The sequence below is a fragment of the Burkholderia sp. R-40 genome (assembly GCF_049942845.1).
GTDB classification, from domain to species: Bacteria; Pseudomonadota; Gammaproteobacteria; order Burkholderiales; family Burkholderiaceae; genus Burkholderia; species Burkholderia ambifaria.
The window spans coordinates 296,717-316,218 of sequence record NZ_CP187967.1 but is presented as its reverse complement, the minus strand read 5'-3'; the positions used below and the strand labels follow the sequence as shown (position 1 = coordinate 316,218).

The following is a 19,502-nucleotide window of genomic DNA, read 5'->3' as shown; positions in this document are numbered from 1 at the left end:
GACGCGCTCTGTCAGCGCGAAACAGACTTGTTATAGGATCAAGCCTTACGGGCAATTAGTATCAGTTAGCTGAACGCATTACTGCGCTTACACACCTGACCTATCAACGTCCTGGTCTCGAACGACCCTTCAAGGGGATCTAGTCCCCAGGGATATCTCATCTTAAGGCGAGTTTCCCGCTTAGATGCTTTCAGCGGTTATCTCTTCCGAACATAGCTACCCGGCGATGCCACTGGCGTGACAACCGGTACACCAGAGGTTCGTCCACTCCGGTCCTCTCGTACTAGGAGCAGCCCCCTTCAAATATCCAACGCCCACGGCAGATAGGGACCAAACTGTCTCACGACGTTTTAAACCCAGCTCACGTACCTCTTTAAATGGCGAACAGCCATACCCTTGGGACCGGCTACAGCCCCAGGATGAGATGAGCCGACATCGAGGTGCCAAACACCGCCGTCGATATGAACTCTTGGGCGGTATCAGCCTGTTATCCCCAGAGTACCTTTTATCCGTTGAGCGATGGCCCTTCCATACAGAACCACCGGATCACTATGACCTGCTTTCGCACCTGCTCGACTTGTCGGTCTCGCAGTTAAGCACGCTTATGCCATTGCACTATCAGCACGATTTCCGACCGTACCTAGCGTACCTTCGTACTCCTCCGTTACGCTTTGGGAGGAGACCGCCCCAGTCAAACTGCCTACCATGCACTGTCCCCGACCCGGATCACGGGCCAAGGTTAGAACCTCAAACAAACCAGGGTGGTATTTCAAGGACGGCTCCACCGAAACTAGCGTTCCGGTTTCATAGCCTCCCACCTATCCTACACAGATCGGTTCAAAGTCCAATGCAAAGCTACAGTAAAGGTTCATGGGGTCTTTCCGTCTAGCCGCGGGTAGATTGCATCATCACAAACACTTCAACTTCGCTGAGTCTCGGGAGGAGACAGTGTGGCCATCGTTACGCCATTCGTGCAGGTCGGAACTTACCCGACAAGGAATTTCGCTACCTTAGGACCGTTATAGTTACGGCCGCCGTTTACCGGGACTTCAATCAAGAGCTTGCACCCCATCATTTAATCTTCCGGCACCGGGCAGGCGTCACACCCTATACGTCCACTTTCGTGTTTGCAGAGTGCTGTGTTTTTATTAAACAGTCGCAGCCACCAGTTTATTGCAACCCCTTCACCCTCCTGGCGCAGGCCAGTCAAGCTACAAGGGCGTACCTTATCCCGAAGTTACGGTACCAATTTGCCGAGTTCCTTCTCCCGAGTTCTCTCAAGCGCCTTAGAATACTCATCTCGCCCACCTGTGTCGGTTTGCGGTACGGTCATCGTTAGACTGAAGCTTAGAGGCTTTTCTTGGAACCACTTCCAATTGCTTCGCTCCCTAAGGAGCTCGCGCCACACCCTTGAATTACGCACCCGGATTTGCCTAAGTGCCTTCTCCAATGCAGCGACCGGGACTTCCAACACCCGGACAACCTTCCGCGATCCGTCCCCCCATCGCATCTAACAATGGTGCAGGAATATTGACCTGCTTCCCATCAGCTACGCATTTCTGCCTCGCCTTAGGGGCCGACTCACCCTACGCCGATGAACGTTGCGTAGGAAACCTTGGGCTTACGGCGAGGGGGCCTTTCACCCCCTTTATCGCTACTCATGTCAGCATTCGCACTTCCGATACCTCCAGCACGCTTTTCAACGCACCTTCGCAGGCTTACGGAACGCTCTCCTACCATGCGTGCAAAGCACGCATCCGCAGCTTCGGTATATAGCTTAGCCCCGTTACATCTTCCGCGCAGGACGACTCGATCAGTGAGCTATTACGCTTTCTTTAAAGGGTGGCTGCTTCTAAGCCAACCTCCTGACTGTTTTAGCCTTCCCACTTCGTTTCCCACTTAGCTATATTTGGGGACCTTAGCTGGCGGTCTGGGTTGTTTCCCTCTTGACACCGGACGTTAGCACCCGATGTCTGTCTCCCGTGATTGCACTCTTCGGTATTCGGAGTTTGCTATGGCGGGGTAATCTGCAATAGACCCCCCAACCATGACAGTGCTCTACCCCCGAAGGTGAGACACGAGGCACTACCTAAATAGTTTTCGGAGAGAACCAGCTATTTCCAAGTTTGTTTAGCCTTTCACCCCTATCCACAGCTCATCCCCTAACTTTTCAACGTTAGTGGGTTCGGACCTCCAGTACGTGTTACCGCACCTTCATCCTGGCCATGGATAGATCACTTGGTTTCGGGTCTACGCCCAGCAACTGAACGCCCTATTCGGACTCGCTTTCGCTACGCCTGCCCTATACGGTTAAGCTTGCTACTGAACGTAAGTCGCTGACCCATTATACAAAAGGTACGCCGTCACCCCTTACGAGGCTCCGACTGTTTGTATGCATGCGGTTTCAGGATCTATTTCACTCCCCTCCCGGGGTTCTTTTCGCCTTTCCCTCACGGTACTGGTTCACTATCGGTCGATCACGAGTATTTAGCCTTGGAGGATGGTCCCCCCATCTTCAGACAGGATTTCACGTGTCCCGCCCTACTTGTCGTACACTTAGTTCTTTCATACTGTTTTCGCCTACAGGGCTATCACCCGCTATGGCCGCACTTTCCAGAGCGTTCGGCTAACAATACAAATAAAGAGTACAAGGCTCATCCCATTTCGCTCGCCACTACTTTGGGAATCTCGGTTGATTTCTTTTCCTGCGGTTACTTAGATGTTTCAGTTCACCGCGTTCGCTTCACATGGCCTATGTATTCAGCCATGGATACTCCAAAAGGAGTGGGTTTCCCCATTCGGACATCTACGGATCAAAGCTCGTTTGCCAGCTCCCCGTAGCTTTTCGCAGGCTACCGCGTCCTTCATCGCCTGTGATCGCCAAGGCATCCACCACATGCACTTGTTCGCTTGACCCTATAACGAGTCTGTCTCGTTACAGGTTGAGTTCTCGCGTTGTGCCGTATTCCAATTGAGTCAAACATAGAGTTCGAATCATCTTGAGATACATCGATACAATCACAACCCGGATAGTTTCCACGTCCATCTCAAGACGCTTCCGCTATCCAAATTACTTACTTCTTCCAGATTGTTAAAGAACGACAGCCGATATGGTGTTACTCATATCACTCTGACTGGCTCAATCGCCAATGACAAAGATTCGACGACGTCGAACGCTTGTCATTGAGGATTGGTGGAGGCAGACGGGATCGAACCGACGACCCCCTGCTTGCAAAGCAGGTGCTCTCCCAGCTGAGCTATGCCCCCATGTACAGATGACCTCAGGTTTCAGCCTAGCGGTAGAGGTACTCGTAAGCGCTGAAGCGCTAACGATCACCGACACGTCAGACAATGGTGGGTCTGGTTGGATTCGAACCAACGACCCCCGCCTTATCAAGACGGTGCTCTAACCGACTGAGCTACAGACCCCTGAGTCTGTCTTTAATTTACAGCCGATAAGCGTGAGCGCTCAACTTTGCGAGAAGCTCTGGAAAGGAGGTGATCCAGCCGCACCTTCCGATACGGCTACCTTGTTACGACTTCACCCCAGTCATGAATCCTACCGTGGTGACCGTCCTCCTTGCGGTTAGACTAGCCACTTCTGGTAAAACCCACTCCCATGGTGTGACGGGCGGTGTGTACAAGACCCGGGAACGTATTCACCGCGGCATGCTGATCCGCGATTACTAGCGATTCCAGCTTCATGCACTCGAGTTGCAGAGTGCAATCCGGACTACGATCGGTTTTCTGGGATTAGCTCCCCCTCGCGGGTTGGCAACCCTCTGTTCCGACCATTGTATGACGTGTGAAGCCCTACCCATAAGGGCCATGAGGACTTGACGTCATCCCCACCTTCCTCCGGTTTGTCACCGGCAGTCTCCTTAGAGTGCTCTTGCGTAGCAACTAAGGACAAGGGTTGCGCTCGTTGCGGGACTTAACCCAACATCTCACGACACGAGCTGACGACAGCCATGCAGCACCTGTGCGCCGGTTCTCTTTCGAGCACTCCCACCTCTCAGCGGGATTCCGACCATGTCAAGGGTAGGTAAGGTTTTTCGCGTTGCATCGAATTAATCCACATCATCCACCGCTTGTGCGGGTCCCCGTCAATTCCTTTGAGTTTTAATCTTGCGACCGTACTCCCCAGGCGGTCAACTTCACGCGTTAGCTACGTTACTAAGGAAATGAATCCCCAACAACTAGTTGACATCGTTTAGGGCGTGGACTACCAGGGTATCTAATCCTGTTTGCTCCCCACGCTTTCGTGCATGAGCGTCAGTATTGGCCCAGGGGGCTGCCTTCGCCATCGGTATTCCTCCACATCTCTACGCATTTCACTGCTACACGTGGAATTCTACCCCCCTCTGCCATACTCTAGCCTGCCAGTCACCAATGCAGTTCCCAGGTTGAGCCCGGGGATTTCACATCGGTCTTAGCAAACCGCCTGCGCACGCTTTACGCCCAGTAATTCCGATTAACGCTCGCACCCTACGTATTACCGCGGCTGCTGGCACGTAGTTAGCCGGTGCTTATTCTTCCGGTACCGTCATCCCCCGGCTATATTAGAACCAAGGATTTCTTTCCGGACAAAAGTGCTTTACAACCCGAAGGCCTTCTTCACACACGCGGCATTGCTGGATCAGGCTTTCGCCCATTGTCCAAAATTCCCCACTGCTGCCTCCCGTAGGAGTCTGGGCCGTGTCTCAGTCCCAGTGTGGCTGGTCGTCCTCTCAGACCAGCTACTGATCGTCGCCTTGGTAGGCCTTTACCCCACCAACTAGCTAATCAGCCATCGGCCAACCCTATAGCGCGAGGCCCGAAGGTCCCCCGCTTTCATCCGTAGATCGTATGCGGTATTAATCCGGCTTTCGCCGGGCTATCCCCCACTACAGGACATGTTCCGATGTATTACTCACCCGTTCGCCACTCGCCACCAGGTGCAAGCACCCGTGCTGCCGTTCGACTTGCATGTGTAAGGCATGCCGCCAGCGTTCAATCTGAGCCAGGATCAAACTCTTCAGTTTAAACCTGTTACTGTTTTCGGTTCGGTTAAGAACCGGTCGCTCACTCAAAGCTGACAGGAATATGAATCACTTCATAAACCTGACTTACTTTAGTGTGAGACTCTTGATACTTTCGCTATCTGATCCGAAGATCAGCTCGCTTCCATCAAGCGCCCACACTTATCGGCTGTTAATTTTTAAAGAGCATTTCTGCGAGAAACCTTCTGTTTCTCAGCAGCGCTGCGTTTTCAGCAGCAGAGAAGCGAGATTATGAACCGTCTTTCTTCGCTCGTCAACAACTTTCTGAACTGCTTCGTTGCGACGGCGAGGGGTTCAACTTCGTGTGCGCCGGGGCTTCTACAACCTTCCTCGTCAGCACCGCTTCCCTTCCTCCCGCGCCGTGTTTCCGTTAGCGCGAAAGAGGCGTGATTCTAAGCACCCGCCCCTGTCCACGCAACCCCTTTGTGAAAATATTTTGAAAAAGCCCCGGTGCGCTGCCGCGCACGGGGGCTTGGGGTTCGACGGACTACACACCACCCGCGATCCTGATGCAGCTGGCGACTGGTCGCACTCCCTCTCTATATATATGTACTGGGCGATTTCACTTGCCGCCAACCGCGGCGTGCAGTTGCTCCATCGGCACCGCGTCGGCCATTGCCGTATAGCCGGCGTCGCTCGGGTGAATGCCGTCACCGCTGTCGTATCGGCGCAGCAGCACGCTCGGGCGCGCCGGGTCGCGCAGCACCGCGTCGAAGTCGACCACACCGTCGAACCCGCCGCCGCTCCGAATCCACCGGTTCACCTCGAGCCGGATCGCCTCGCGCCCGGCCGGCAATGCCGCAGGCGTAAGCGTTGCACCGAATACCTTCACGCCCTGGCGGTGCGCGGCCTCGATCAACCGGCGGTAGCCGTCGATCAACGATGCGGCCGTGACCTGCGTATGCGGGCTGTCACAATCGAGCCCCGCCCGCGGCGGCATCGCCGCGAAGTTGATGTCGTTGATGCCGATCAGCACGATCGCCGCCTTCACCCCCGCGCGCGAAAGCGCATCGCGCTCGAACCGCGACGCGAGCGACGTGCCGTAGCACGCCGAATCGCTGAGCAACCGGTTGCCGCTGATCCCGAGATTCACCACGCCGAGCGTATTCGAACCTGCCGCGGTCAGCCGAAGCGTCAGCGCATCCGGCCAGCGACGGTTGCGGTTCAGGCTCGAGCGCAGCCCGTCGGTGATCGAATCCCCGATCGCCGCGACACTCGCCCGCGCGGCTCCGGCCTCGACGGCCAATTCGGTCACCCACGCATATTGGGTAAAGCGCGTGCGGAATGCGCCGGCACCCGGGTCGTTCACGTGATCGCCCGGCGCCGATACGTAATTGAATTGGTTCGACACGCGGTGCCAGGCGGTCATCCGCTGGTTCGCCCCCATCCGCAGGCTGATCGCATACGGCCGCCCGGCTGTCACGTCGATCGCCACCGGGTCGCTTTCGAGCTCCTGGCCCGACGCGAGCGTCACCGATGCCTTGCCGCCGAAGCGCACGGCCGTGCTCGCCCCATCGGCAAGCGTCGCGCCGTCACCCGCGCGCGCAAGACCTGCGGCGTCGATCACCAGCGGCGCGCGACCGTATGCATTGCTCACGCGAATCCGCGCGGCATGTCCCGATACGGTCGGATAGACGATCTGCCGAACGGTCCGCCCGGCCACGTCGGGCGCACGATAGAGCGGCGGCGGCGCAGCCAGGTCGGGAATCGGCTGCAAGGCAGTCGCCCACGCGGCGACCCAACCGGCCTGGGCCGAGGCCGAGGCCGCGAGCGGCGACAGGAACATGGACGCGCCCAGCACGGTCGCGACGAAACTGCTTCGAAATGACATCGGCGAAATCCTCATCGGAAAGCGGGCATTGTGCCGCAGAAGCCGCCGATCTCACGCGCCGAACCGCCTTCCCGTGCAGCGATCGAGCCCCGACGCCTCTCGTTTACCCCCAGTCTTGCCGCAAATGCACAAGAAATTTATTAACCGACCGGTCGGTTGGTTTATACTTCGCACACATTCAACCGGACGGGAATCTCCGCCATGTACACGCAATCCCTCGACATCCCCGGCAACGTCGCGCCGCTCGACGCCGCAGCCGAGTCGCCCGAGCAGGCGCGGTTCGACGCGGTCATGGCCGCGGACGGCAAGATCGAACCGCAGGACTGGATGCCCGACGCCTATCGCAAGACGCTGGTCCGCCAGATCTCGCAGCATGCGCACTCGGAAGTGGTCGGCATGCTGCCGGAAGGCAACTGGATCTCGCGCGCGCCGAGCCTGAAGCGCAAGGCGATCCTGCTCGCGAAAGTCCAGGACGAAGCCGGCCACGGCCTCTATCTATATAGCGCGGCCGAAACGCTCGGCGTTTCGCGCGATGCGCTGATCGACGCGCTGCACGCCGGCAAGGCGAAATACTCGAGCATCTTCAACTACCCGACGCCGACTTGGGCCGACGTCGGCGTGATCGGCTGGCTGGTCGACGGCGCCGCGATCATGAACCAGATCCCGCTGTGCCGCTGCACGTACGGCCCGTACGCGCGCGCGATGATCCGCGTGTGCAAGGAAGAGTCGTTCCACCAGCGCCAGGGTTTCGATGCGCTGCTGTCGATGATGAAGGGCACCGACGCGCAGCGCGCGATGGTCCAGCAGGCCGTGAACCGCTGGTGGTGGCCGGTGCTGATGATGTTCGGCCCGAGCGACGCCGACTCGGTCCACAGCAGCCAGTCCGCGAAATGGGGCATCAAGCGGATCTCGAACGACGATCTGCGGCAGAAGTTCGTCGACGCGACGGTCGACCAGGCGAAGGTCCTCGGCGTGACGCTGCCCGACCCGGACCTGAAATGGAACGACGCGCGCGGCCACCACGACTACGGCGCGATCGACTGGGATGAATTCTGGCGCGTCGTCAACGGCGACGGCCCTTGCAACAAGGAACGCCTCGCGACCCGCGTGAAGGCGCACGACGACGGCGCGTGGGTACGCGAAGCCGCGCTCGCGCACGAAGCGAAGCGCCGCGCCCGCGCCGAACAGCACGCCGCCTGAGCGGCAACCCTCGAATACAGGATTCAGGAGAGAGTGATGAACAAGGAATGGCCGATCTGGGAAGTGTTCGTGCGCAGCAAGCAAGGGCTCGACCACAAGCATTGCGGCAGCCTGCACGCGGCCGACGCGTCGATGGCGCTGCGCATGGCGCGCGACGTCTACACGCGCCGCCAGGAAGGCGTGAGCATCTGGGTGGTGCCGTCGTCGGCGATCACCGCGTCGGATCCGGCCGAGAAGGCCGAGCTGTTCGAACCGGCGGGCGACAAGATCTACCGTCACCCGACGTTCTACACGCTGCCCGACGAAGTCAACCACATGTAACGCCCGCGCCATGACGATCACGCCCGAACACCTCTCCTACGTGCTGCGCCTTGCGGACAACGCGCTGATCCTCGGTCAGCGCAACGCCGAATGGTGCGGCCACGGCCCGATCCTCGAGGAAGACATCGCGCTCACCAACATGAGCCTCGACCTCATCGGCCAGGCCCGCATGCTGTATACGCACGCAGCCGAACTCGAGCGCCAGCTCAACGGCGCGGCGAAGACGGAAGACGATTACGCGTACTTCCGCACCGAGCGCGAATTCGCGAACTTCACGCTCGCCGAGCTGCCGCACTACGGCCCGATCGCCGGCACCGCGCACGCCGACAAGGACTACGCGGTGACGATCGTGCGCAACTTCCTCTACGCGACGCTGATGCTGCACGTGTGGACGGCGCTCGAAACGTCGACGGACGCGCACCTCGCCGCGATCGCCGCGAAATCGGTGAAGGAGACCCGCTATCACGTGCAGCACGCGCGCGAATGGCTGGTGCGCCTTGGCGACGGCACCGACGAATCGCATCGCCGCGCGCAGGCCGCGCTCGATTACCTGATTCCGTACACGCGCGAATTCTTCGCGGCCGACGCGATCGACGACGCCGTCGCCGCACTGGGCATCGCCCCGGCACCGGCCGCGCTCGAAGCCGCGTGGCGCGCGGACGTGGACGATGCGCTCGCGGAGGCGACGCTCACCCTGCCGGCACCCGTCCAGCATGTGACGACCGGCAAGCAGGGCGAGCACTCCGAGCACATGGGCTACCTGCTCGCGGAAATGCAGAGCCTCGCGCGCCAGCACCCCGGCGCGAGCTGGTAACCGGCCGACCCAACGGAGCCCGACGATGTCCGTCCAGACCGCCACACCCGCCGACGCCACGCCCGCCGCGCACCGCAACGATCCGTTGCTCGCGCGTGCGTGGGACGTGCTCGAAGCGGTGCCCGATCCCGAAATCCCGGTCGTGTCGATCCGCGAGCTCGGCATCCTGCGCGACGTCCGTCGCGCGGACGACGGCCTGCTCGAAGTCGTGATCACGCCGACCTACTCCGGCTGTCCGGCCATGTCGCAGATCGCCGAGGACATCGCCGCCGCGCTGCAGGCCGCCGACCTGCCGCCGCACCGGATCGAGACGGTGCTCGCGCCCGCGTGGACGACCGACTGGATCACGCAGGAAGCGCGCGAGAAGCTGCGCGCCTACGGCATCGCGCCGCCCGTCGGTCAGTGCGGCAGCGCCGCGCCACGGGAAACCGTCGTGCGTTTCGTGCCGCGGCCGGTCGCGGCGCCCGTTTGCCCGCGCTGCGGCTCCGCCCGCACCGAGCGTCTCGCGCAATTCGCGTCCACGGCCTGCAAGGCGCTGTATCGCTGCGTCGACTGCCGCGAACCCTTCGACTACTTCAAACCCTATTGATCATGGCGACTCCGCAATTTCACCCGCTGCGTATCCGCGACGTGCGCCCCGAGACCGCCGACGCCGTTACCGTCTCCTTCGACGTGCCGCCGGAGCTGCGCGACGCGTTCCGCTTCACGCAGGGCCAGTTCGTCACGCTGAAGACCCATATCGACGGCGAGGAAACGCGCCGCTCGTACTCGATCTGTGTCGGCACGACCGACTACGACCGCGACGGCGAACTGCGCATCGGCATCAAGCGCGTGCGGGGCGGCCGTTTCTCGAACTTCGCGTTCGACACGCTGAAGCCCGGCCACACGATCGACGTGATGACGCCGGACGGCCGCTTCTTCACGCACCTGAACGCCGATCACGGCAAGCAGTACGTCGCGTTCTCCGGTGGCTCGGGCATCACGCCGGTGCTCGCGATCGTGAAGACGACGCTCGAACTCGAACCGCGCAGCACGTTCACGCTGATCTACGGCAACCGCAGCGTCGACGCGATCATGTTCGCGGAGGAGCTCGAGGACCTGAAGAACCGCTACATGGACCGCTTCGTCCTGTATCACGTGCTGTCGGACGACCAGCAGGACGTCGAGCTGTTCAATGGCGTCCTCGACCAGGCGAAATGCGCGGAATTCCTCGCCACGCTGATGCCCGCCGACGCGATCGACGAAGCGTTCATCTGCGGCCCCGCGCCGATGATGGACGCAGCCGAAGCCGCGCTGAAAGCAGCCGGCGTGCCGCAGGCGAAGGTGCATGTCGAACGCTTCGGCACGCCGCTGCCGCAGGCCGGCGCCCCCGTCGTCGAGATCACCGACACGACGCCGGCCGCGGACCTCGAAATCGTGCTCGACGGCAAGAAGCGCAAGCTGCGTCTGCCGTACGAAGGCGTGAGCCTGCTCGACGTCGGCCTGCGCGCGGGCCTCGCGCTACCCTACGCGTGCAAGGGCGGCGTGTGCTGCACGTGCCGGGCGAAGGTGGTCGAAGGCGAAGTGCGGATGGAAAAGAACTACACGCTCGAGGAACACGAAGTGAAGGACGGCTTCGTGCTCACGTGCCAGTGCCACCCGATCAGCGACAAGGTAGTCGTAAGCTTCGACGAGCGTTGAGCGGCGTCGGACCGGCACGGCGTGCCGGTTTCTCGTCGTCACACATCTCGCTTACACTAGGGGCCGCCGGCCGGCTGGACGTCATCGCGTCCGCCCGTCCGGCGGTTTTCTTTTGTTCGATGACAGGCCGATGAGTACCATTCACGTGATTCAGGGCGGCACCGCCGCCGCGTCGCTACGCGAGGCGCTCGCGCAAGCCGGACGCGACGAGCGCGTCGTCGGATTGCTCGACGATCTCGCGGTCGGGCCGCTGAAGGGCGCCGACGAGACGCCCGACACGCGCGCCGCCTTCTGGCAGCGCGTGCTCGGCGATCAGATTCCCGACTGGAATGCGGAAATCCAGGGCGAGTTCGCCCGCCTCGACCAGCTCGCGATGGACACCGGCCAGGTGGTCGTGTGGCACGCGCCGAGCGTTGGCGACAAGCTGCTGCTGCGCCGCGTCGCCTATCACCTGCGCAACGTGCCGCAGCGCCTGAACGAGGTGCGGCTGTCGGCCGCCGACCTCGACGCACCGCAGCGCGCAGCGCTGACCCGCACCGACCAGGCCTGTTCGACCGGGATGTTCTCGCCGGCGGCGCTCGCCCGCAAACGGCCGATGGCCGCGCCGGTCTCGGTGCTGCGCATCGGCCGCCTCGCGCTCGAATGGCAGGAGGCCAAGCACCTGAATGCCGAGTTGCGCTACTGGGTGAGCAACACGATCAAGAGCGGCCAGTACGCCGACCTCGACGCGCTGATCGCCGCGCATGCGGAACCCGGCTGGCAGCCCGCACGGCGCGTGGTCGGCGGCATCATGGCCGGCGCCGACCGCGGCGGGCTATTCGTCAGCGACTCGATCGCCTGGTGGCGCTGCCGCGAGCTCGCGGCAGCCGGCCGGCTCGAGCTGCAGGACGACGCGCCGGCCGCCCTCTCTTTCACGCAGGTACGCGCGCCCGCCGCGCCCCGCTAACGCTACTCTTTCGCATTCCACCATGGCCCGTACCCGAGCGCCCGACCACGAATCCCAGCGCGAGCAGATCCTCGATCTCGCCGCCGAGAAATTCGCGCAAACGAGCTATCCGAGCACGTCGATGTCCGATCTCGCGACCGCGAGCGGCACGTCGAAGGCGCGTCTCTATCACTATTACGAGAGCAAGGAAGCAATCCTGTTCGACCTGCTCGACCGCTACACGAAACGGTTGATGCTGATCATCGCCGAGGTCGAAGGCGCGAGCCAGCGGCGCGGCCTCAGCGAGCGCGACGCGTTCGCCGAACTGGTGCGGGCGTTCCTCGCCGAGTACGAGACGTCGCACAGCCGCCACGTCGCGCTGCTCAACGACGTGAAGTATCTGGAGGATGCGCAGCGCGAAATCGTGCTGGATCGCCAGCGCGACATCGTCGCGGCCTTCGCGCGCCAGCTCGCGCGCGCCTATCCGGACCGGATCTCCAAGGAAAACCAGACGTCGGTCACGATGATGGTGTTCGGGATGATCAACTGGACGTTCACGTGGCTCAAGCCGGGCGGGCGCCTCGGCTACCGCGACTTCGCCGAACAGGTGATCGACCTGATGGAGCGGGGGCTGTCGGCCAGCGCGTGATTGCCGCAGAGCAGCATGCGTTGCGTGGCGGGCACACTGCGGCAGCCCGCCGGGCATTTCATATGATGAATTTTTAATCCGTTAAAAATCAAATAGATAGAAAATGAACTAAGCGGATTTAGAATTTCCCCTCAGCACAAATAACGTCAAATACGGGTTTTCCCCAACCCCGCTCGGGTAAAATGCTGTTGCGTCGCACAACACACATGTGCAGCAACACACTGAGGAACCCACGATGAACACGCAATCCAACCGCCGTGCCGATGCCGTCGGCCACGCCGGTACTGCGCCGGTTCTCGTCAGGGAACTGGCTTCCAAAGACCGTGAGCGCATGCTCACCCACTTTCTCTCGCTCGACGAAGAGGACCGCCTGCTGCGCTTCGGGCAGATGGTGCCCGACCACGTGATCGAGAACTATGTCCGGACGCTCGACTTCGGGCGCGACACCGTGTTCGGCGTGTTCGACCATGCGCTCGAACTGATCGGCGTCGGCCACCTGGCTTACCTGCCGGTCGAAGGCGACAAGCGCACGGCCGAATTCGGCGTGTCGGTGCTCGAAAGCGCCCGCGGCCGCGGCGTCGGCTCGAAGCTGTTCGAGCGCGCGGCGATCCGCAGCCGCAACACCCGCGTGACGATGCTGTACATGCATTGCCTGTCGCGCAACGCGACGATGATGCACATCGCGAAGAAGTCCGGCATGCGGATCGAATACGCGTACGGCGAAGCCGATGCGTACCTGTCGCTGCCGCCGGCCGACCACTCGACGATCCTCGCCGAGATGCTGCAGGAACAGGCCGCGGTGTTCGACTATGCGCTGAAGCGCCAGGCGCACCGCACGTCGAAATTCATCGAATCGCTGATGCCCGCCACGCTGACGGCGTGACATCGGCCGACCGGGCTGCCCCGCGGGGCGCCCGGCCTTCTTTTCTTGCCCCCTTCTCCCGGCGCCGCGCGCTAGCGCACTGACCGGATCGGCAACGCCGTCGTCTCCTTGAAGCACTCGAGCGAGAAGCTCGTCTTCACGTCGATCACCGACGGGTGGTGCAGCAAATGCTCCTGCACGAAGCGGGAGAAGTGCGCCATGTCCTCGACCTGCACGCGTAGCAGGTAATCCATGTCGCCCGTCATCGCATGACACGCGACCACTTCCGGCCAGGTCTGCACGGCCGCGCGGAACAGTTCCGCGTGGGTCGCGCCCGCGCGCGCCGATGTCTCGTCGGCACGGACCGGCGCCAGGCCGCCGCGCTTCTCAAGCCGCACGCTCACATAGGCGAGCAGGTCGAGCCCGAGCTTCTGCGGATCGAGCAGCGCGACGTAGCCGGTGATCACGCCGATTTCCTCGAGCCGGCGGATCCGCCGCAGGCACGGGCTCGGCGACAGGTTCACGCGCTCGGCGATCTCCTGGTTCGACAGGCGGCCGTTCTCCTGAAGAATCGCGAGAATCCGCCGGTCGATGGCATCCAATTCGGCCTGCGCCATTTTCTGCCCTCCGATGATTATTTCGAGACTGTAAATTGCGTCATCGTAGGCACCGACAACTAAGTTCGCAAGTTTACGCTCCACCCTGCCCGCTACACTTTGTCGCATGGAGCGATGCGTTGCGCGCGCCGCGGCACGCATCTCCTTCGACTTGAAACCGGCCGGGTTCCCCACCTCGCCCCGGCCGCTCGCACCGCACACAGGAGACACGGCATGCAGATCCCCAACTGGGAGAATCCCGTCGGCACCGACGGCTTCGAATTCATCGAATACACCGCACCGGATCCGAAAGCGCTCGGACAGCTGTTCGAGCGGATGGGTTTCACCGCGATCGCACGCCATCGCCACAAGGACGTGACGGTCTACCGCCAGGGCGACATCAACTTCATCATCAACGCCGAACCCGATTCGTTCGCACAACGCTTCGCGCGCCTGCACGGCCCGTCGATCTGCGCGATCGCGTTCCGCGTGCAGGACGCCGCGAAGGCGTACCAGCACGCGCTCGACCTCGGCGCGTGGGGCTTCGACAACAAGACGGGCCCGATGGAGCTGAACATCCCGGCGATCAAGGGCATCGGCGATTCGCTGATCTATTTCGTCGACCGCTGGCGCGGCAAGAACGGCGCGCAGCCGGGTGCGATCGGCGACATCAGCATCTATGACGTCGACTTCGAGCCGATCGCCGGCGCGAACCCGAACCCGGTGGGCCACGGCCTCACCTACATCGACCACCTGACGCACAACGTGCATCGCGGCCGCATGCAGGAATGGGCCGAGTTCTACGAGCGCCTGTTCAACTTCCGCGAGGTGCGCTACTTCGACATCGAAGGCAAGGTGACGGGCGTGAAGTCGAAGGCGATGACGTCGCCGTGCGGCAAGATCCGGATCCCGATCAACGAGGAAGGCTCGGACACGGCCGGCCAGATCCAGGAGTACCTCGACGCGTATCACGGCGAAGGCATCCAGCACATCGCGCTCGGCACGAACGACATCTACCGCGCGGTCGACGGCCTGCGCGGCAAGGAAGTGAAGCTGCTCGACACGATCGACACCTATTACGAGCTGGTCGACCGCCGCGTGCCGAACCACGGCGAATCGCTCGACGAGTTGAAGAAGCGCAAGATCCTGATCGACGGCGCCCGCGACGACCTGCTGCTGCAGATCTTCACCGAGAACCAGATCGGCCCGATCTTCTTCGAGATCATCCAGCGCAAGGGCAACCAGGGCTTCGGCGAAGGCAACTTCAAGGCGCTGTTCGAATCGATCGAGCTCGACCAGATCCGCCGCGGCGTGGTCCAGGACAAGGCCTGACGCTCACGGCCGCGCGCACATCGGCGGCACAAGAAAAAAGGGCGGGAATCTTGCGATTCCCGCCCTTTTGTCGTTCTGCGCGTTTCGGCGCGGCCCGGCGGCCGCGCGAACGGATCAACGCACGTTCGCCTTCGCTGCGATGGCGCGCTGGGCGGCCGGCTGCGCGGCGGCGTCCTGCGCCGGCGCGATCTGACGCATCTGCGCGCCGGCTGCCGCCAGTGCGCTCGCGCCGCGCGCGTGCACCGGGCCGGTCATCGCGAAAAACGCCGCGGACACGATCAGGAAACTCTGGATATGACGTGTGTTCATTGCACCTCCTTAAAAACTGCCGGCGCCTCCCCGGTTGCGTCGAAACGGGCCGACGCGGCCGGGCACCTCCGGCAGGCCGACAAGATTAACGGCATTTGTACGAAGATGGGGCCGGCTTTACATGCTTTTACATGATGTAACGCATGGCGGCACGCCGTTTTGTCGACGCGCGGTGGCCAACCGGCCGATGGGCGACGGGTTTATCCCAGTGCTACCATCGCTTAAAACCGGCCAATATGCCGGCCACTGCCGAGACGTTCACAAGACGTCGACGCACTTGAAGCTTTGGTGATCCCAAACTGGGTGGAGGAGACTGTTCAATGAATGCCCCGCTAGACGCAGACCAACGCGCTTCCCTCGAAGCCGCGCTGAAGTCCGTCACGCTCGACGACAAATACACGCTCGAACGCGGCCGCGCGTACATGAGCGGCATCCAGGCGCTCGTGCGCCTGCCGATGCTCCAGCAGGAACGCGACCGCGCCGCCGGCCTCAACACGGCCGGCTTCATCTCCGGTTATCGCGGTTCGCCGCTTGGCGGCCTCGACCTCTCGCTGTGGAAGGCCAAGCAGCACCTCGCCGCCCACCAGATCGTCTTCCAGCCCGGTCTCAACGAAGATCTCGCCGCCACCGCCGTATGGGGCTCGCAGCAGGTGAACCTGTACCCCGGCGCGAAGTACGACGGCGTGTTCGGCATGTGGTACGGCAAGGGGCCGGGCGTCGACCGCACCGGCGACGTCTTCAAGCACGCGAACTCGGCCGGCTCGTCGCCGCACGGCGGCGTGCTGGTGCTCGCCGGCGACGACCACGCGGCGAAATCGTCGACGCTCGCGCACCAGTCCGAACACATCTTCAAGGCCTGCGGGCTGCCGGTGCTGTTCCCGTCCAACGTGCAGGAATATCTCGACTTCGGCCTGCACGGCTGGGCAATGAGCCGCTACTCGGGCCTGTGGGTCGCGCTCAAGTGCGTGACGGACGTGGTCGAATCGTCGGCGTCGGTCGACATCGACCCGCATCGCACCGAGATCGTGCTGCCGACCGACTTCATCCTGCCGGAAGGCGGCCTGAACATCCGCTGGCCCGACCCGCCGCTCGTGCAGGAAGCGCGGCTGCTGGACTACAAGTGGTACGCGGCGCTCGCCTATGTGCGCGCGAACAAGCTCGACCGGATCGAGATCGACTCGCCCACCGCGCGCTTCGGGATCATGACGGGCGGCAAGGCGTACCTCGATGTGCGCCAGGCGCTGAGCGACCTCGGCCTCGACGACGAAACCTGCGCCCGGATCGGCATCCGCCTCTACAAGGTCGGCTGCGTGTGGCCGCTCGAGGCGCAAGGCGCGCAGGCATTCGCGCGCGGCCTCGACGAAATCCTCGTCGTCGAGGAAAAGCGTCAGATCCTCGAATACGCGATCAAGGAAGAGCTGTACAACTGGCCCGATGCGCAGCGCCCGCGCGTATTCGGCAAGTTCGACGAGAAGGACGGCGCCGGCGGCGAATGGTCGGTGCCGATGGGCAACTGGCTGCTGCCCGCGCACTACGAACTGTCGCCCGCGATCATCGCGAAGGCGATCGCGACGCGCCTCGAGAAGTTCGAGCTGCCGTCCGACGTGCGCGCGCGCATCGCCGCGCGGCTCGCGGTGATCAACGCGAAGGAAATGGCGCTCGCGAAGCCGCACGTGCAGACCGAGCGCAAGCCGTGGTTCTGCTCGGGCTGCCCGCACAACACGTCGACCAACGTGCCGGAAGGCTCGCGCGCGATCGCCGGGATCGGCTGCCACTACATGACGGTGTGGATGGACCGCAGCACGAGCACCTTCAGCCAGATGGGCGGCGAAGGCGTGCCGTGGATCGGCCAGGCGCCGTTCACGGACGAAAAGCACGTGTTCGCGAACCTCGGCGACGGCACCTATTTCCACTCGGGCCTGCTGGCGGTGCGCGCGGCGATCTCGTCGAAGGCGAACATCACCTACAAGATCCTCTACAACGACGCCGTCGCAATGACGGGCGGCCAGCCGGTCGACGGCGTGCTGACGGTGCCGCAGATCACGCACCAGCTCGCGTCCGAAGGTGCGAAGAAGATCGTGATCGTCACCGACGAGCCGGAAAAGTACGACGACCAGAAGGCGCTGCTCGCGCCGGGCGTGACGATCCATCACCGCGACCAGCTCGACGACGTGCAACGCGAGCTGCGCGAGATCGCCGGCACGACGATCCTGATCTACGACCAGACCTGCGCGACGGAGAAGCGCCGCCGCCGCAAGCGCGGCACGTATCCGGATCCGGCGAAGCGCGTCGTGATCAACGACGCGGTGTGCGAAGGCTGCGGCGACTGCTCGGTGCAGTCGAACTGCCTGTCGGTCGAGCCACTTGAAACCGAATTCGGCACGAAGCGCCAGATCAACCAGTCGAGCTGCAACAAGGACTTCTCGTGCCTGAAGGGCTTCTGCCCGAGCTTCGTCACGGTCGAAGGCGGCCAGTTGAAGAAGCCGAAGGCCGTGTCGGTCGACGGCGGCGCGCTGCCGACGATTCCGGAGCCGGCGCTGCCGGCGATCGATCGTGCCTACGGCGTGCTCGTCACGGGCGTCGGCGGCACGGGCGTCGTGACGATCGGCGCGCTGCTCGGCATGGCCGCGCACCTGGAGAACAAGGGCGTGACCGTGCTCGACGTCACGGGCCTCGCGCAGAAGGGCGGCGCCGTGATGAGCCACGTGCAGATCTCGCACGCGCCGACCGACATCCACGCGACGCGGATCGCGATGGGCGAAGCCGACCTCGTGATCGGCTGCGACGCGATCGTCACGGCCGGCGACGAATGCACGTCGCGGATGCGGCACGACACGACGCGCGTGGTCGTCAACAGCGCGCAGACGCCGACCGCCGAGTTCATCAAGAACCCGAACTGGGCGTTCCCGGGCGTGTCCGCCGAAAACGACATCCGCGCGGCGGCCGGCTCGGCCGTCGACTTCATCGACGCGAACCGCTTCGCGGTCGCGCTGCTCGGCGACGCGATCTACACGAATCCGTTCGTGCTCGGCTACGCGTGGCAGAAAGGCTGGCTACCGCTTACGCTCGCGTCGCTCGAACGCGCGATCGAGCTGAACGCGGTGTCGGTCGAGAAGAACCGGGCGGCGTTCGACTGGGGTCGCCGCGCCGCGCACGACCTCGCGAGCGTGAAGCAGGCCGCGGCCGGCGACGCGCGCCCCGTGCAGGGCGCGACGGTGATCGCACTGCACACGAAGAAGGCGGTCGATGCCTTGATCGCGAAGCGCGTGGAGTTCCTCACCGCGTACCAGAACGCCGCGTACGCATCGCGCTATGCCGCCTTCGTCGACCGGGTGCGGGCTGCCGAACGCGCGCTGGCGGACGGCGACGCCGTGCAGGAGCCGCTGACCGAAGCGGTCGCCCGCAATCTGTTCAAGCTGATGGCGTACAAGGACGAATACGAGGTCGCGCGGCTGCAGTCCGATCCCGCGTTCCTCGCGCGCCTGTCATCGCAGTTCGAAGGCGACTGGAAGCTGAAATTCCACCTCGCGCCGCCGCTGTTCGCGAAGACGGACGCACACGGCCATCTCGTGAAGAAGGCGTACGGCCCGTGGATGATGTCCGCGTTCCGGTTGCTCGCGAAGGCGAAGTTCCTGCGCGGCACGGGGCTCGACCCGTTCGGCCGCACCGAGGAGCGCCGCACCGAGCGCGCACTGATCGGCGAGTACGAAGCGCTGATTGGCGAAGTGCTCGGCAAGTTGAACGCGGCCAACCGCCCGCTCGCGCTCGCGCTCGAGCTCGCGGCGCTGCCGGACGGCATTCGCGGCTACGGCCACGTGAAGGAGAACAACCTGCGCGCGGTGCGCCAGAAGTGGAACACGCTGCTCGCGCAGTGGCGTTCGCCGACGGCCGGGCAGACGAGCCAGCAGGTCGCGTAACGGTACGCGGCGGGCGTTCGCGGT

Annotated in this window: 13 protein-coding genes, 2 tRNA genes and 2 rRNA genes; 10 read left to right on the top strand and 7 right to left on the bottom strand. The window is 62.9% G+C overall.

What is annotated here, in order from left to right; all coding sequences use genetic code 11:
- Positions 1–34: 34 nt before the first annotated feature.
- From ACP26O_RS01385 to ACP26O_RS01365, 5 genes are all read right to left on the bottom strand, one after another.
- Positions 35–2,916, bottom strand: a 23S ribosomal RNA gene (locus tag ACP26O_RS01385).
- A 275-nt stretch (positions 2,917–3,191) separates the two neighbouring features.
- A tRNA-Ala gene (locus ACP26O_RS01380) sits at positions 3,192–3,267 on the bottom strand.
- Between the two features lie 85 nt (positions 3,268–3,352).
- Positions 3,353–3,429 (bottom strand) — tRNA-Ile (locus tag ACP26O_RS01375).
- 62 nt (positions 3,430–3,491) lie between these two features.
- A 16S ribosomal RNA gene (locus ACP26O_RS01370) occupies positions 3,492–5,024 on the bottom strand.
- Together the 16S and 23S rRNA genes with 2 tRNA genes alongside form the textbook arrangement of a ribosomal RNA operon.
- A gap of 580 nt (positions 5,025–5,604) precedes the next feature.
- The gene (locus tag ACP26O_RS01365; RefSeq protein WP_175661438.1) at positions 5,605–6,873 is read right to left on the bottom strand and encodes an SGNH/GDSL hydrolase family protein; all 1,269 of its coding nucleotides are present in this window, start codon (positions 6,871–6,873) and stop codon (positions 5,605–5,607) included.
- 201 nt (positions 6,874–7,074) lie between these two features.
- On the opposite strand from ACP26O_RS01365, the gene paaA reads away from it, so the two are divergent.
- From paaA to ACP26O_RS01325, 8 genes are all read left to right on the top strand, one after another.
- Positions 7,075–8,073: a 1,2-phenylacetyl-CoA epoxidase subunit PaaA gene (gene paaA / locus ACP26O_RS01360; RefSeq protein WP_011655753.1), complete on the top strand. Its 999-nt coding sequence runs from the start codon at positions 7,075–7,077 to the stop codon at positions 8,071–8,073.
- A gap of 36 nt (positions 8,074–8,109) precedes the next feature.
- Complete coding sequence (paaB, locus tag ACP26O_RS01355; protein WP_006752453.1) at positions 8,110–8,394, top strand: 1,2-phenylacetyl-CoA epoxidase subunit PaaB; 285 nt, start codon at positions 8,110–8,112, stop codon at positions 8,392–8,394.
- A 10-nt stretch (positions 8,395–8,404) separates the two neighbouring features.
- Positions 8,405–9,208: a 1,2-phenylacetyl-CoA epoxidase subunit PaaC gene (gene paaC, locus ACP26O_RS01350; protein ID WP_126227012.1), complete on the top strand. Its 804-nt coding sequence runs from the start codon at positions 8,405–8,407 to the stop codon at positions 9,206–9,208.
- Positions 9,209–9,233: 25 nt separating this feature from the next.
- Complete coding sequence (gene paaD / locus ACP26O_RS01345) at positions 9,234–9,797, top strand: 1,2-phenylacetyl-CoA epoxidase subunit PaaD (protein ID WP_006752455.1); 564 nt, start codon at positions 9,234–9,236, stop codon at positions 9,795–9,797.
- Between the two features lie 2 nt (positions 9,798–9,799).
- Positions 9,800–10,888, top strand: coding sequence for a 1,2-phenylacetyl-CoA epoxidase subunit PaaE (paaE, locus tag ACP26O_RS01340; RefSeq protein ID WP_011655750.1), 1,089 nt, complete (start codon positions 9,800–9,802; stop codon positions 10,886–10,888).
- A 130-nt stretch (positions 10,889–11,018) separates the two neighbouring features.
- A complete protein-coding gene (locus tag ACP26O_RS01335; protein ID WP_175665479.1) occupies positions 11,019–11,834 on the top strand; it encodes a DUF1835 domain-containing protein in 816 nt (271 codons plus the stop codon).
- 22 nt (positions 11,835–11,856) lie between these two features.
- Positions 11,857–12,462 (top strand): TetR/AcrR family transcriptional regulator, encoded by a 606-nt coding sequence (locus ACP26O_RS01330; protein ID WP_175657550.1) that lies wholly within the window; start codon positions 11,857–11,859, stop codon positions 12,460–12,462.
- Between the two features lie 235 nt (positions 12,463–12,697).
- On the top strand, positions 12,698–13,345 hold the full coding sequence (locus ACP26O_RS01325; protein WP_011655747.1) for a GNAT family N-acetyltransferase: 648 nt from the start codon (positions 12,698–12,700) through the stop codon (positions 13,343–13,345).
- A 71-nt stretch (positions 13,346–13,416) separates the two neighbouring features.
- Here the strand turns inward: ACP26O_RS01325 and ACP26O_RS01320 are convergent, their stop codons facing one another.
- Entirely contained in the window at positions 13,417–13,941 is a 525-nt protein-coding gene (locus tag ACP26O_RS01320; protein WP_011655746.1) for an Lrp/AsnC family transcriptional regulator, read from the bottom strand.
- A 213-nt stretch (positions 13,942–14,154) separates the two neighbouring features.
- Here ACP26O_RS01320 and hppD point away from each other — a divergent pair, with 213 nt between their 5' ends.
- Complete coding sequence (hppD, locus tag ACP26O_RS01315) at positions 14,155–15,252, top strand: 4-hydroxyphenylpyruvate dioxygenase (RefSeq protein ID WP_175665480.1); 1,098 nt, start codon at positions 14,155–14,157, stop codon at positions 15,250–15,252.
- A 114-nt stretch (positions 15,253–15,366) separates the two neighbouring features.
- On the opposite strand, the gene ACP26O_RS01310 is transcribed toward hppD, so the two are convergent.
- Positions 15,367–15,561: a hypothetical protein gene (locus ACP26O_RS01310; protein ID WP_006752462.1), complete on the bottom strand. Its 195-nt coding sequence runs from the start codon at positions 15,559–15,561 to the stop codon at positions 15,367–15,369.
- 320 nt (positions 15,562–15,881) lie between these two features.
- Between ACP26O_RS01310 and ACP26O_RS01305 the strand changes: the two genes are divergently transcribed.
- Positions 15,882–19,478: an indolepyruvate ferredoxin oxidoreductase family protein gene (locus tag ACP26O_RS01305; protein ID WP_175665481.1), complete on the top strand. Its 3,597-nt coding sequence runs from the start codon at positions 15,882–15,884 to the stop codon at positions 19,476–19,478.
- Positions 19,479–19,502: the final 24 nt, after the last annotated feature.